Here is a 14,783-nt window from a genome sequence, read left to right as displayed (position 1 = left end):
CTCCGGAAACGGCGGTTGTTCACTCTTCGTTCTACGCGATTCCGGACCACCTGTCACCACATGATGTGGTCCCGGACTCAAAGGGATAAGCCTCTTGCCGGACTTCCTTGTCTTCAAGGATCCCATGCTGACCAGCACGATCCGCAATCAGTATGTCGGCGAACGGCCCGGCGATCCGGAAAACAATTTTGACCTGGACTCTTATCACAAGCTTGACGTTCGCGTGGGACTGTCGACGGACAATGCGGAGCTATACTTTCGGGCCGACAACTTGCTTGACGATCACTATGACCTTTATGGCTACTACTATTCGGCGATGATACCGGGCCGGTCGGACGCCAGCATCGGTGGACCCGCCCGGGGCCGGTCGTTCGTCGTCGGCGCGGCCTACCACTTCTAGATCGGATCGGATGCGAGATCATGACGACCACGACGGTGACGCTCACCGATGTGCCCGAAACCATGCTGTGGACGCTGCACAACCGGGCCTCGGAAGCGGCGCGCCCCGACGGCGTGGTGCGGGACGAAACGGCCCTGCGAATCTATCGGAGTCTGGCCTACGACTACGAGCGCTCCTTCGGTCCCGCGGACCCGTCGCATGGGGTGCGATCCGCCGTGTTCGATGCTGAATTGCGGGCGTTCCTGGCCAAGCATCCCGATGGTGTGATCGTCAACCTCGGGGAGGGTCTGGAAACGCAGCGGTTTCGCGTCGACGGGGATCAGGCGCTGTGGATTACGGTGGATGTCCCGGACGCGATCGCCATTCGCGAGCGGTTCATCACCCCCGACGAGCGGCACCTGCATATCGCCGTCAGCGCGCTGGATCGGGTCTGGTTCGATGCCGTGCCGCCTGATCGCGCCGTCTTCATCACCGCCCAGGGGCTGCTGATGTACTTCGAGCCCGAGGACGTGGCGAGCCTGCTGCGCGACATGGCCGCGCGGTTCCCCGGCGCCTGGTTCGCCTTCGACCACATCCCCCGATGGCTGTCCCGCAAAACCCTGAAAGGTTACATGAAAACGCCGCACTATCGCACGCCACGCATGCCGTGGGGCATCAACATTGATGAGGTCCGCCCCACGCTGCAAGACTGGGTGCCGGGCTTGGCGGAGTACAGTCGCCTCCCGTTCCGCTGGCCACGCGGCTTTAACAAGCTGTTCTTCGGCACCTGGACGGTGGCGCCGGTGGTGTGGCGCCTAGCCCCCGGCATCGCCCGGATCCGGTTCGGCGACGGACATGCGTGACCCCGCGCCGGACGCAGCGACTCAGGTGCCCCGGGGGCCCTTGACACCGGCCACCTGGGCGTTGCTGGGCGGCCTGTACGTGTCGCAGTTCCTCGCGCTGGGCTTCTTCTTCATCGCCCTGGTGGCGATCCTGCGGCGGGGCGGCGCACCGCTGGAGCACCTGGGACTTGTGCCCCTGCTGGGTCTGGTCTGGGTGCTGAAGGCGATCTGGGCGCCGGTCGTGGACCGCATACGCTTCGGCCGCCTGGGGCATTATCGGGGCTGGCTGATCCTGTGTCAGACCGGCCTTATCCTGTGTCTGCTGGTCGTCGGCCGCTTCGATCCCCTCGCCGACTTCCCGGTTGTCTTCGCGCTGTCCCTCGTCGCGGCCTTCTTGTGCGCGACGCAGGACATCGCCGCCGACGCGCTGGCGTGCCGCCTGCTGACTCCGGAACACCGGGGCCTCGGCAATGGCCTTCAGATCGGCGGCGGCCTGCTGGGCAACATGATCGGTGGCGGCGTCGTGCTCATGCTGTATCCGACCATCGGCTGGTCGGGGTGCATGGCCGTGCTCGCGGCGGGGATCCTGCCGCCTCTGTTTCAGATCCTGGCCTTCCGCGACCCCACCGTCGGAACGGTGAGCCGGGCGCGGTCGTCGTCCGCCCCGGCGGACCCCCAAAGCACGCTGTGGTCCCATGTCCGGCGCCTGTGGATGTTCTGGCGCCGGCCGGGTCGGGGGCGGTGGCTTGCGCTGCTGCTGATCTACCCGTTCGGCCTGGCCATGATCTACTACCTGACCACGCCCATTCTGGTCGACGCGGGCTGGTCGCTGGAGCGGATCGGGTTCGCGCTCAACGTGGCCGGTTCACTGGTCGGTCTCGCGGCGGCGCTGGTGGCCGGCTGGCTGATCCGGCGCGCCGGGCGGCGCCGTGTGCTGATCGGCGGCGCCGTGATCCAGGTCGTGGCGGTGTTGAGCTTCCTGGGGCCCGCCAGCGGACTCACCCACCCATCCATGATCGTGGTGAGCCTGATTCTGTTGTTCCTGATCTACAGCCCCATGGCCACGATCCTGTGCACGATGATGATGGATCAGGCCAGCCCGACCCATGCCGGAACCGATTTCTCGGTGCAGTACAGCGTCTTCACCCTGGTCCCGACGGCGGCCGGGTTCGGGGCCTACCAGATCGCGGCCCAGATCGGCTACGCGGGCACGGTTGGTCTGGCGGCGGTCATGGCCCTGATCGCGGCCCTGTGCGCGCCGGGACTGTACGCCGTCGTGAGCGCCAAGAGTATCTCCGCGAACACCACGATGCCCGTTTCGATCGTGACGGAAGAAAGACGCACAGCATGATGGATACGGTTTCCAACGCGGACCCCTCGTCCGCCGCAAGCACCACGCCGCCGGCCCCCGAGGCACGCGACACCGACGCGCCGGGCGGCGGTCTTTGGGCCATCCTGGGCCCGGTGCGGTGGACCATCCGGCTGGCGATGGCCATGGCCGGCGTGGGCATGGTCTGCGCCGTGGCCGCCGTCGCCGCGCTGGCGGCGATGCTGGAGTGCCTGGGTGGGGGGCAGGTCACGATCCTGGCGTCGACGAGCACCTGGGACGCCTGGGCCTTCGGCGCGCTGGCCGCCGGGCTGATCTGCGCGAGCGTCCTGCTGCGCACCGTGTCCTTCGTGATCTCGCATCTGGGGGCCTTCCGGTTGGAGCAGACCCTCCGCACCGACCTGACCGCGCATCTGGCGCGGGTGCCGCTGGGTACCATCATCACCGCCGGCACCGGCACGCTGACCAAGACCCTCCAGGACGACGTCAAGAGCCTGCATGCCTTCGTCGCGGACTCGACCCCCTTGTTCGGCCGCAACTACACCGCCCCCGTCGTCACCCTGGCGTTGCTGGTTCTGATCGAATGGCGCCTGGCGCTGGTGGCGCTGGCGGTCTTCATCCTCGGCATGGCGGCGATGCGGCTGGCGATGCGGGACTACGCGACGCTGCGCCGGCGCTACGACGCGGCGCGGGCGGCCATCCAGGCGGCGGTGATCGAGTTCGTGCAGGCCATGCCCGTGGTGCGCCTGTTCGACGGCGGCAGCGCGTCCTTCGGGCGCTACAACGCCGCTCTGCTGGCGTTCCGCGAGATCTTCAGGTCTTGGATCGTGATCAGCGGCACGGCCGGCCGCATGGCCCTGGCGGTGCTCAGCCCCATGCCGACGCTGCTGGCGGTCTCGGCGGTGGGCGTGGTGTTGCATGCCCAGGGCGTGGTCGGATTCCCGACGCTGGTGGCCGTTCTGATGCTGAGCACGGGCGTGGCCGACGCCCTGATCCCGCTGATGTGGATGAACGAGTTCATTCGCAAGGCGCGGGCGGGGGCGCTGCGGATCCAGGATCTGTTGGCGGTGCCGCCGCTGCCCGAGCCCCGAGGGTCGGACACGCCCCGCGACGCCTCCGTGGTGTTCGACGCCGTGCGGTTCCGCTATCCCGACCGCGCCGATACCGCCGTGTGCGATGTGTCCTTCACGGCGGCCCCGGGCACCGTCACCGCCGTTGTCGGCCCCTCGGGCGCGGGCAAGAGCACGGTGGCGCGCCTGATCCCGCGCTTCTGGGACGTGGACGAGGGCGCCGTGCGGGTCGGTGGCGTGGACGTGCGCGACTGCGACCCCGATGTGCTGATGCGCCATGTCTCCTTCGTGTTCCAGGACACGTTCCTGTTCCACGACAGCATCGCCAACAACATCCGCCTGGCCAGGCCCGAGGCCACCCAGGACGAGGTGGAGGCCGCCGCGCGCGCCGCCCAGGCGCACGATTTCATCACCGCATTGCCGGACGGCTACGACACCGTCGCCGGGGATCGCGGCGCCCGCCTGTCCGGCGGCCAGCGCCAGCGCATCACCCTGGCCCGCGCCATCCTGCGCGACGCGCCGGTCCTGGTGCTGGACGAAGCCACCGCCTTCGCCGACCCCGAGAACGAGGCGCTGATCGTGACCGCCCTGGCCACCCTGATGCGGGGCAAGACGACCATCGTCATCGCCCATCGCCTGTCCACCATCCGCGACGCCGACCAGATCGTGGTGCTCGACCAGGGCCGCATCGCCGAATGCGGCCGGCATGACACCCTGGTCGCCGCCGACGGCCTTTATGCGCGGCTTTGGCGCACCCACGAGGCGGCCCAGGGCTGGACCCTGCGCACCGAAGCCACGGAAACCCCGTCATGACCCACGTCTCTCCCTCGACCTCCTTCAGCCTCTGGCACACCTACCGGCACATGATGGTGGTGGCCGGCCCCCAGGCGCCCGCCCTGAGGAAAGCGTTGATTCTGTTCGGCGCGGCCAGCGTCTGCCAGGGCCTCGCCTTCGCCTGCTTCTTTCCGGTCGTCGCGGCGCTGCTGGCCGACCCGATCGACCTGCCCGGGGTGTGGACATGGCTGGCGTTGATGGCCTTGGCCACAGCCGCCGATCTCGCCCTGTCCTGGCGTGGACATGGGTTCGAGTACGGCGGCGCCATGGCCGACATGACCCACGACCTGCGTCTGCGGCTGGGGCGCCAGTTGCGCCGCATGCCCCTGGAAGCCCTCTGGCGATGGCGCACGGGTCACCTGAGCGGCCTGCTGGGCGGCAGCATCGACGAGGCCGTGACGCCCATGGGCACGCTGTCGCAGGCGATCATTCGGATCATGGTCGTGCCGGCGGTGCTGGTCGTGGTGACCGCGTTCATCGACGCGCGGATGGCGCTGGCCATGATGCTGATTTTTCCGATGGCCGTGCCCCTCTATCGCTGGAAGCGCCGCGCCTCGGCCCAGGAACGCCGTGTCGCGGCCGAGGCCCACGCCCGCACCGAAGCCGACCTGGTGGAATACACCCAGGGTCTGGCGGTGCTGCGCACGCTGAGCCAGACCGGCGCCAAGGCGCGGCGCCTGCAAGACTCCCTGGCCCATCTGCGCCATGTTCAGGAACGGGCGCTGTTCGTCTCCCTGCGGCCATCCCTGCTGCTGGCCGGACTGGTGGAGATCGGCCTGTTGGTGGTGCTGGCCCTGGGCCTGGTCTGGATCACGCAGGGCACCCTTTCGCTGCCCGCCTTCGCCGCGCTGCTGATTATCGTCATGCGGTTCAGCGAGCCCCTGGCCCTGTTCGCCGAACTGACCCAGGTGTTCGACCTGATGGAAACCGCGTTGCGGCGGATCGACGGCCTGCTGGCCGTCGCGCCCTTGCCGGTGCTGACGCCCACGGCGGCGCCGACCGATCATGACATCGTGTTCGAGGCCGTGACCTTCGCCTACGCCGGCGAGACCGAACCGGCCCTGCGGAACCTGTCGGTCCGTCTGCCGGCGCGCGCCCTCACCGCCCTGGTCGGGCCGTCCGGGTCCGGCAAGACCACGCTGACGCGCCTGATCATGCGCACCGCCGACCCCCGGGCGGGCGCCGTGCGCATCGGCGGCGTGGACATCCGCGCGCTGCCGTCCGAGGACCTGATGGCCCGGCTGTCGGTGGTGTTCCAGGACGTCTACCTGTTCGACGATACGATTTTGGAGAACATCCGCATGGGCCGGCCGGAGTCCGACGACGCGGCCGTCATGAAGGCCGCCCGGGCGGCCAACTGCCACACCTTCATCCAGCGCCTGCCCGAGGGCTATCACACACGGGTCGGCGACATCGGCGGCAGCCTGTCCGGCGGCGAGCGCCAGCGCATCAGCATCGCCCGCGCCATCCTGAAGGACGCCCCCATCGTCATCCTCGACGAACCGACGGCGGCGCTGGACACCGAGAGCGAGCGCGCGGTGCAGACCGCCATCGACGCCCTGGTCCGCGAGCGCACGGTGATCGTCATCGCCCATCGCCTGTCCACCATCGTCGCCGCCGACCAGATCCTGGTGTTCGACGATGGCCGTCTGGTGGAACACGGCAGCCATGCCACGCTCCTCGCGGCCGATGGCCGGTATGCCGCGCTGTGGAGCGCGCAACAAAGCGCGAAATGCTGGCATGGCGCGCCGGTGCCGTCCTGTTAGCGCTGCCCTGATCCGTCTTTCGTGCGGCGGGTCTGCTTCGGCATCCCTGGCTCTGCCGTGTTGCCCAGAAGGCTCACCTCGGGCGCCAACGACTCTTGGGCCCCCTCACCCACGACATACCTCTGGAAACCATCGCCTCGCTCGGCGAGGATCACACGGCATGCTGACCCCATAGGGCGCATGATTCACCCGTTAGCTCGCGCCGGAGACCGCGCGGACCATCGCGCTCCGACACCAGATCCGGGGACACGATGTGTTGGAGTCCGTCTGCCGATCAAAGCCTCCTATGCTGGGCCATCCCGGGGCTTTTCGACAGACCGCAATCCAGACACAGCCCGTCGCGAACCTGACGCGATTGAGACAACAGGAGTTCTCTTTAGTGGACGTTCCACGAATCTTTAACATCACCGAGAGTGCGCACCGTATTCATAACCCGTTCACACCTGAGAAGTTCGCCACGCTCGGCGAGGCGTTGCGCCTGGAACCGGGGGCGCGCGTGCTCGATCTTGGCAGCGGCTCGGGCGAGATGCTGTGCACCTGGGCACGCGATTTCGGAATCACGGGCATCGGTATCGATATGAGCCGGCTGTTCTCGGAGCAAGCGAAACGCCGCGCCGAGGAGCTCGCCGTCACGGATCGAGTCACGTTCATTCACGACGACGCCGCCGGCTACGTCGCCGACGAGACGGTCGATGTGGCGGCCTGTGTCGGGGCCACATGGATCGGTGGAGGCGTCGCCGGCACCATCAAGCTTCTGGCGGAGAGCCTCCGTGCCGGAGGGATCATCCTCATCGGCGAGCCGTACTGGGTGCGGCGGCCGCCGACGGAAGACGTGGCCAGGGGATGCCAAGCCGGTTCGATCTCCGACCATCTCCTGCTTCCAGACCTGCTGGCGTCGTTCGGTGACCTCGGCTACGACGTCGTGGAAATGGTGCTGGCGGACCAGGACGGCTGGGACCGCTACGAGGCGGCCAAGTGGCTCACCATGCGGCGATGGCTCGACGCGAATCCCGGCGATGACTTCGCGAGCGAGGTTCGAGCCCAACTCACCTCGGAACCCGAACGCTACGCCAGGTACACGCGTGACTACATGGGCTGGGGCGTGTTCGCGCTGATGGCGCGGCCATGACTGGGTGAGGACTCTGGCTCGCGATCCGGCAGCCAGTCGCGGGTGGCGTCAGGGGGGTGGGGCAAGAACGCCCCACCCCCCATCCAGTTCGTATCCCCGGTCTTGGTCGAGGAGACCTCACGGGCTCGCGCTGGCAATGGCCTGGAAGTCGGCCGCCTTCAAGCTGGCGCCACCCACCAGGGCGCCGTCGACGTCGGCGAGGCCCAGCAGTTCGGCGGCGTTGCCCGGCTTGACCGAGCCGCCATACAAGATGCGCAGGTCGTCGGCGCCGGCGCCCAGGCGGCCGCGCGCCTCGTCGCGGATGCGCGCGTGCACCTCGGCGACATCCTCGGTGGTGGGGGTGCGGCCGGTACCGATGGCCCACACCGGCTCATAGGCGATCACCACGTTGGTGCCGGTCGCGCCCTCGGGCAGGGAGCCGTTGATCTGGCGCGAGACCACCGCCAGCGTCCGGCCGGCATCGCGCTCGGCCTCGGTCTCGCCGATGCAGATGATGGGCACCAGGCCGGCGGCCAGGGCGGCGGCGGCCTTGGCGCGCACGGTCTCATCGCTCTCGCCGTGATCGGTGCGGCGCTCGGAATGGCCGACGATCACGAACCCGCAGCCCAGGTCCTTGAGCATCCAGGCGCTGGTGTCGCCGGTGTGGGCGCCCGCCTCGGCGGCGTGGCAATCCTGGCCGCCCACCGCGAGACGGCTGCCGGTCACGGCCTCGGCCACCAGGGCGACCAGGGTGGCCGGCGGGCACACCAGCATGTCCAGGCGGTTGGAGGCGTCCCGGCCCTCGCCGTCCAGCCAGGCCGCCAGATCCTTGGCCAGCGCGAGGCCGTCGGCCCGCAGCCCGTTCATCTTCCAGTTGCCGGCGATCAAGGCCCGTCGTGCGGTCATGGTGTTCCCCTTCTGTTGGGTCATGGCGGTAAGCGTGCCGCCTGTGTAGCATGCCCGGGGCGTGTTTTGAACGGCGCCGGTCGCCGGCCGCGCGACGCGTCCCCACGATTGTTGCGGCGTGGGGGGCGAGCCTCCTATGATGCGCCGCGCCGACGGCCGGTCGGCCACGGGCGGGCCGCGGGCCGATCCCGTTGACCGTTGATGCTCTCGCAGAGGACAGCATGCTCGACAGTTTCCGCAAGGCCTCGAAGTCCTGGTTGGCGAAGGGGTTGCTGGGCCTTCTGATCCTCAGCTTTGGCGCCTGGGGCATCGGCGACTTCCTGACCGGGGGGGGCGACGCGCCGCCGGCCATCACCGTCGGCGAGGTGCGTGTCGGCACCGAGGATCTGCGCGCCGAGTTCAATCGGGAGGTCAACGCGCTGCGCGAGCAATTGGGTACCTCGTTCACCGCCGAGCAGGCCATCCAGTTCGGCTTCCTGGATCGCGCCATCGGCCGCGTGGTCACCGAGGTCACCCTGTCGCAGACCGCCCGGGACTGGGGCATGGTGGTGCCCGACACGGCGGTGGCCCGGGTGATCCGCGAGACCCCCGCCTTTCAGGGCGAGGACGGCGGCTTCGACCGCGCCCGATACGAGCGCCTGCTGTCGCTGAACGGCCTCACCGAGGCCACCTACACCGCCGGCATCCGCAACGACCTGATGCGGGCCACCCTGACGCAGCCGGTGGTCGGCGGCGCCACCGCGCCGAGGGCGCTGGTCGATGCCTTGCACCGTGTCCGCAACGAATCCCGCCGGGGCGACAGCGTCGCCGTGACCATCGCCGACGTGCCGCCGCCCGGGGACGGACCCGACGCCGCGGCACTGGAGGCTCTGTATCAGGACAACCTGGACGCCTTCACCGCGCCCGAGTATCGGGCGGTGACGGCGATCGTGCTGGACGTCGAGGACGCGCGCGCCCTGATCGAGGTGAGCGACACGGCGATCGAGGAGGCGTACCAGGCGCGGCAGGACGAGTTCACCTTGCCCGAGCGTCGCGAGGTCACCCAGGTGCGCGTCGCCGACGAGGCCACCGCCCGGGCCGTCGTGGATGCCGTCCGGGGGGGCGCGGACCTGGACGCGGCGACCGCCGAGGCCGGCGCGCCCGCGCCCGAGGACCTGGGCGAGATCACCCCCGATACCCTGCCCGGGGACCTGGGGGAGACCGTGTTCTCGCTCGCGGAGGGCACCGTGTCCGATCCCGTCCAGAGTGCCTTCGGCTGGCATGTGTTCCGCGTGCGCGCCGTGGTGACCGGCGGCACCCAGAGCCTCGATGACGTGCGCGAGACCCTGCGCGCGGATCTGGAGAACAGCCGCGCCGGGGACGCGCTTTACGACCTGTCGGTGCAGTTGGACGATGCCCTCGGCGGTGGCGCGACCCTGGAACAGGCCGCCGAGTCCCTGGCCCTGGACCTGCTGACCATCGACGCCGTGGACCGTCAGGGTACCGCGCCGGATGGCACGCCCGTGGCGGCCTTGCAGGAGACCCCACGGGTGCTGTCTGCCGCCTTCAGCGCCGAGGCCGGCGAGACCAGCCTGATGCAGGAAACCGACAGCGGCTACTTCGTGCTGCGGGTCGACTCGGTGACGCCGCCGACGCCGCGCCCGCTGGACGCCGTGCGCGACGAGGTGGAGCGTCTGTGGACCGAGCGCCAGCAGGCCCGGCGCGCCCTGGACATCGCCGAACGCCTGCACGCCGCCGCCGGCGAGGGCCGGACCCTGGCCGCCGCCGCCGAGGCCGAGGGCCTGACCGTGACTCCCCTTCCGGCCGTGCATCGCGATGGCCGCGCCGTGGATCCGGCCAGCCGGCCGATCCCGGGTCAACTCGTCCAGGCCCTGTTCGACATGGACCAGGGCGACCTCCGGGTGGTCAAGGCCGGAAGCGCCGTCCATGTGGTGCGCCTGACCGAGGTCACGGCCGGGGCCGACGACGCCGACGCGCGCGCCGCCCTGGCGGAACAGGTCACCGCCGATATCGCCGACGACCTGTTCGTTCAGTTCACCGACGCGCTGTCGCGCCAGCTTGGCGTGACCATCAACCGCGCCGTCATCGAGGACGCGTTTTAGGTTTTGCATCGCCCTTGAGCCCCCATGGCCGGGGCTCAAGGTCTCCGCCGCTTCGCGGCGCCGGCGCCGTCGCGCCGGTTTGAGCCTCGCCTCCCGGATGGACCGCCCGCCATGGACACCCTGCCCAGCCTCGCCGACTTCCGCGCCACCTACATGGCCGACAAGCCGCAGGTGGTGTGGACCCATCTGGTCGGCGATCTGGAGACCCCGGTCTCGGCCTTCATGAAGCTGGCCGACGGCCGCTCCCACTGCTTCCTGCTGGACAGCGTCGAGGGCGGCGCGGTGCGCGGCCGTTACTCCTTCATCGGCCTGAAACCCGACCTCATCTGGCGCTGCCACAGGCACAGCGCCGAGATCAACCGCGACGCCCGCCACGACACCGCCGCCTTCGACCCCGACCCGCGCCCGCCGCTGGACTCGCTGCGGGCCGTGGTGGCCGAAAGCCGCATCGACCTGCCGCCGGAGTTGCCGCCCCAGGTGGCCGGCCTGTTCGGCTACATGGGCTACGACACCGTGAGACTGGTGGAGACGGTCCCCGACGAGAACCCCGATACCATCAACGTGCCCGACGGCGTGTTCCTGCGGCCGACCGTGATGGTGGTGTTCGACAACATCCAGCACCGCCTGACCCTGGCCACGCCGGTGTGGCCGCGTCCCGGGGTGGACGCCCGGTCCGCCCATGCCCTGGCCCGCGAGCGCCTGGCCGACACCGCCGCCGACCTGGAACGCGCCCTGCCCCTGCGCCGCCTGCCCGGGGAGCCGGACCCGGAACCCGAGGCCACCCCCATGATGGCGGCCGAGCACTACAAGAGCCTGGTGCGCCGGGCCAAGGAGTACATCCTGGCCGGCGACATCTTCCAGGTGGTGCTGTCGCAGCGCTTCACGCTGCCGTTCCGCCTGCCGCCCTTCAGCCTGTACCGGGCGCTGCGCCGCACCAACCCGTCGCCCTACATGGTGTACCTGGACCTGGACGGCTATCAGATCGTCGGCGCCAGCCCGGAGATCCTGGTGCGCCTGCGCGATGGCGAGGTCACCATCCGCCCCATCGCCGGCACCCGCAAGCGCGGCAAGACCGCCGCCGAGGACGCCGCCAACGCCGCCGACCTGCTGGCCGACCCCAAGGAGTGCGCCGAACACCTCATGCTGCTGGACCTGGGCCGCAACGACGTGGGCCGGGTGGCCGAGGTGGGCACGGTGCGGGTCACCGACCGGTTCTTCGTCGAGTACTACTCCCACGTCATGCACATCGTTTCCAACGTGGTCGGCACGCTGCGGGGCGGCCAGGATGCCATGGACGCGTTGATGGCCGGCTTTCCGGCGGGCACCGTGTCCGGCGCGCCCAAGGTGCGGGCCATGGAGATCATCGAGGAACTGGAAAGCGTGCGGCGCGGCTTCTATGCCGGCGCGGTGGGCTACATCTCCGCCAACGGCAACATGGACACCTGCATCGCCCTGCGCACCGCCCTGGTGAAGGACGGCGTGGTGCACATCCAGGCCGGCGGCGGCATCGTCGCCGATTCGGACCCCGAGATGGAGCGCCAGGAGTGCTGGAACAAGGCGCAGGCCCTGATCGCGGCGGCCAAGCAGGCGGTCAGGTTCGCCGGGCGGTAGCGATCCCCCAAGGAGGCGCGCGCCCATGACGGGGACCGCATCCGCGCCCGGCCTGGTGGTCGCGGCGCCGGCCAGCAACAGCGGCAAGACCACCGTCACCCTGGCACTGATCCGCGCGCTGACGCGCCGGGGCCTGCGGGTGGCCACCGCCAAGGTGGGGCCGGACTACATCGATCCGGCCTTCCACGCCGCCGCCGGGGGCCGCGCCTGCGTCAACCTGGACACCTGGGCGATGGCGCCGCCGTTGCTGGCGGGGCTGGCGGGCGGCCTGTCCCAGGGTGGCACGGACATGATCCTGTGCGAGGGCGTCATGGGGCTGCTGGACGGCGCCACCGGGCCCGGCGACGCCGCGCACGATCCGGGCGCCGATGGCTCCACGGCGGCGCTGGCCGCGCGTCTGGGCTGGCCGGTGGTGCTGGTGGTCGACGCGCGCGGCATGGCGGCCTCGGCCGGGGCGGTGGTGCGCGGCTTCCAGGCGGTCCGCCCCGGCGTGACCCTGGCCGGCGTGATCCTCACCCGGGTGGGCGGCCCACGCCATGTCGAGACCCTGCGCGCCGGCCTCCGGGCGCTGGCGCCGGACGTCCGCGTGCTGGGCGCCCTGCCCCGCGATGATCGCCTGGCCCTGCCGTCGCGCCACCTGGGCCTGGTGCAGGCGGGCGAGCATACCGACCTGGCGGCCTTCCTGGAGGGCGCCGCCGATCTGGCCGAGGCGCATCTGGACCTGGACGCCCTGGTGTCCCTGGCGCGACGGGGTTCGGGGGCGGCCGTGTCCGGTGCGCCGGCGCGTCCTCTTCCGCCCCCGGGCCAGCGCGTCGCCGTGGCCGCCGACGAGGCCTTCGCCTTCGCCTATCCGGCGGTGCTGAACGGCTGGCGGGGGGCGGGCGCCGAGATCGTGCCGTTCTCGCCGCTGGCCGACGACGCGCCTGACGCGCGGGCCGACGCGGTCTACCTGCCCGGCGGCTATCCCGAACTGCACGCCGGCCGGCTGGCCGCCAATGCCCGCTTTCTGGACGGTCTGCGCACCGCCGCCGCGCGCGGCACGCCGGTGTTCGGGGAGTGCGGCGGCTACATGGTGCTGGGCCGGGGACTGGTGGACGCCGAGGGCACCCGCCACGCCCTGGCCGGGCTGCTGCCGGTGGAGACCAGTTTCGCCGACCGGCGCCTGCATCTGGGCTATCGGGCCGTCGCCACCCTCGGCCCCACGCCCTTCGGCCCCGCCGGCACCGCCTTTCGCGGCCACGAGTTCCATTTCGCCCGGGTGCTGGCGGAGGAGGGAGACGCCCAGAACGCCCTGTTCACCGCCCGCGACGCGCGCGGCCGCGACCTGGGACCGCGCGGGCGCCGCGCGGGCCCGGTCGCCGGATCGTTCGTTCACCTGATCGCGGCGATCTGACCGCCCCAGGGCGATCGCGCCGTCCGGCCCTCGTTGCCGGCGTGCCAGAGGCCACGGTCCCTGCTATAACCGCTCCATGAGCCTGCTGGGAAAACGCCTGTCCCTCGGCGCGAGTCGCCATGAGGTCGCCCTCCCGGATCGGGACGACGACGCCGGTCACGAGTCGCGTCCGTTCTGGCGCCGCAAGACCCTCCGCCAGATGACCGAGGCGGAATGGGAAAGCCTGTGCGACGGCTGCGGCAAGTGCTGCCTCAACAAGCTCCAGGACGAGGACACCGGCGCGCTGGCCTTCACCAACGTGGCCTGCGACCTGCTGGATCCCGACACCTGCCGGTGCGGCGACTACGTCCATCGCTGGGACCATGTGCCCGACTGCGTCAAGCTGTTGCCGACCATGGTCCACCGCCTGGCGTGGCTGCCGTCCACCTGTGCCTACCGCCTGCTGGCCGAGGGCCATGACCTGCCCGACTGGCATCCCCTGGTGACCGGCGAGCCCGACAGCGTGCATCGCGCCGGCGTCTCGGTACGCGGCCGGGTGATCCCGGAGCGCGAAGCCGGCGACCTGGAAGATCACGTGGTCGACTGGGAGGATCTGTGACCATGGCCTGGTGGTCGCGCCCGGCCACGCCACCGCCCGAGCGCACCCTGTGCCTGGGCGAGCGGGCGGTGCCCCTGGTGACCCGCGTCAATCCGCGCGCCCGGCGCATCGCCCTCAAGGTGGACACCCACCAGGACCGGGTGATCCTGGTGCTGCCTCATCGCCGCCACCTGAAGGCCGCCGACGCCTTCCTGGACAGCAAGCGGGACTGGCTGGCCGCGCGGCTGGCCGATCCGCCGCCGGCGGTCGTGTTGGCCGACGGGGCCGTGGTGCCGCTGCTGGGCGAGCCCTGCCGCCTGCGCCACTGCCCGGGGGCGCGCCGGGGGGTATGGCGGGAGGGCCGCGAGATCCTCGTGTCGGGCGCGCCCGAACACCTGCCCCGGCGGGTGACCGACTGGCTGCGCGTCCAGGCCCGCGCCGAAATCAGCGCCCGGGTGAAGGCCCACGCCGAGTCCCTGGGGGTGACGCCGGGGCGCATCACGCTGCGCGACACGCGCTCGCGCTGGGGCAGTTGCGCGTCGTCGGGGGCGCTCAGCTTCTGCTGGCGGCTGGTGATGGCGCCGCCCTGGGTGCTGGACTACGTGACCGCCCACGAGGTGGCCCACCTGCGCGAGATGAACCACGGACCGGCCTTCTGGGCCCATGTGGAAACGCTCACCCCTGGCGCCCGCCACCCGGCCCGCGCCTGGTTGCGCGACCACGGCGCGGCGCTGCATCGGGTGGGGGGACCGGTCGGATCCATGGCCCGTGTACAGCAGTTCTCATTTTGAGCTGAAAGGCTTGGACACGGGACACGGGATGTGATTCACCCTCTGGGTGAGGTGGCTTGAAGAGCAAATCGCGGCGC

At 70.5% G+C, this 14,783-nt stretch carries 12 protein-coding genes; 11 read left to right on the top strand and 1 reads right to left on the bottom strand.

Annotation, left to right across the window (positions count from 1 at the left end; translation table 11 throughout):
- The first annotated feature begins 94 nt into the window (after positions 1–94).
- From GGD89_RS18320 to GGD89_RS18295, 6 genes are all read left to right on the top strand, one after another.
- Entirely contained in the window at positions 95–400 is a 306-nt protein-coding gene (locus tag GGD89_RS18320; RefSeq protein ID WP_184048566.1) for a TonB-dependent receptor, read from the top strand.
- 20 nt (positions 401–420) lie between these two features.
- Positions 421–1,242, top strand: a complete 822-nt coding sequence (locus GGD89_RS18315) for a class I SAM-dependent methyltransferase (protein WP_184048563.1) — start codon at positions 421–423, stop codon at positions 1,240–1,242.
- The gene (locus GGD89_RS18310; RefSeq protein ID WP_184048560.1) at positions 1,235–2,572 is read left to right on the top strand and encodes an MFS transporter; all 1,338 of its coding nucleotides are present in this window, start codon (positions 1,235–1,237) and stop codon (positions 2,570–2,572) included. Before GGD89_RS18315 ends, GGD89_RS18310 begins: the two co-directional genes overlap by 8 nt.
- On the top strand, positions 2,569–4,431 hold the full coding sequence (locus GGD89_RS18305; RefSeq protein WP_246423219.1) for an ABC transporter ATP-binding protein: 1,863 nt from the start codon (positions 2,569–2,571) through the stop codon (positions 4,429–4,431). The genes GGD89_RS18310 and GGD89_RS18305 overlap by 4 nt, the downstream gene beginning before the upstream one ends.
- Positions 4,428–6,218 carry an ABC transporter ATP-binding protein gene (locus tag GGD89_RS18300; RefSeq protein ID WP_184048557.1) on the top strand — a complete coding sequence of 597 codons (1,791 nt, stop codon included), beginning with the start codon at positions 4,428–4,430 and terminating at the stop codon, positions 6,216–6,218. Before GGD89_RS18305 ends, GGD89_RS18300 begins: the two co-directional genes overlap by 4 nt.
- A gap of 379 nt (positions 6,219–6,597) precedes the next feature.
- Positions 6,598–7,347 carry a methyltransferase domain-containing protein gene (locus GGD89_RS18295; protein ID WP_184048555.1) on the top strand — a complete coding sequence of 250 codons (750 nt, stop codon included), beginning with the start codon at positions 6,598–6,600 and terminating at the stop codon, positions 7,345–7,347.
- A 117-nt stretch (positions 7,348–7,464) separates the two neighbouring features.
- On the opposite strand, the gene tpiA is transcribed toward GGD89_RS18295, so the two are convergent.
- Positions 7,465–8,232, bottom strand: a complete 768-nt coding sequence (gene tpiA, locus GGD89_RS18290) for a triose-phosphate isomerase (RefSeq protein ID WP_184048552.1) — start codon at positions 8,230–8,232, stop codon at positions 7,465–7,467.
- A 221-nt stretch (positions 8,233–8,453) separates the two neighbouring features.
- On the opposite strand from tpiA, the gene GGD89_RS18285 reads away from it, so the two are divergent.
- From GGD89_RS18285 to GGD89_RS18265, 5 genes are all read left to right on the top strand, one after another.
- A complete protein-coding gene (locus GGD89_RS18285; protein WP_184048550.1) occupies positions 8,454–10,334 on the top strand; it encodes a peptidyl-prolyl cis-trans isomerase in 1,881 nt (626 codons plus the stop codon).
- A gap of 111 nt (positions 10,335–10,445) precedes the next feature.
- Positions 10,446–11,945: an anthranilate synthase component I gene (trpE, locus tag GGD89_RS18280; protein ID WP_184048547.1), complete on the top strand. Its 1,500-nt coding sequence runs from the start codon at positions 10,446–10,448 to the stop codon at positions 11,943–11,945.
- Positions 11,946–11,970: 25 nt separating this feature from the next.
- Complete coding sequence (locus GGD89_RS18275) at positions 11,971–13,338, top strand: cobyrinic acid a,c-diamide synthase CobB (protein ID WP_184048544.1); 1,368 nt, start codon at positions 11,971–11,973, stop codon at positions 13,336–13,338.
- 76 nt (positions 13,339–13,414) lie between these two features.
- Positions 13,415–13,936 (top strand): YcgN family cysteine cluster protein, encoded by a 522-nt coding sequence (locus tag GGD89_RS18270; protein WP_184048541.1) that lies wholly within the window; start codon positions 13,415–13,417, stop codon positions 13,934–13,936.
- A 2-nt stretch (positions 13,937–13,938) separates the two neighbouring features.
- Complete coding sequence (locus GGD89_RS18265; RefSeq protein ID WP_184048538.1) at positions 13,939–14,706, top strand: M48 family metallopeptidase; 768 nt, start codon at positions 13,939–13,941, stop codon at positions 14,704–14,706.
- Positions 14,707–14,783 lie beyond the last annotated feature (77 nt).

Source organism: Roseospira visakhapatnamensis (assembly GCF_014197915.1).
Lineage (GTDB): Bacteria > Pseudomonadota > Alphaproteobacteria > Rhodospirillales > Rhodospirillaceae > Rhodospira > Rhodospira visakhapatnamensis.
This window is presented reverse-complemented; position numbering and strand designations above follow the sequence as displayed.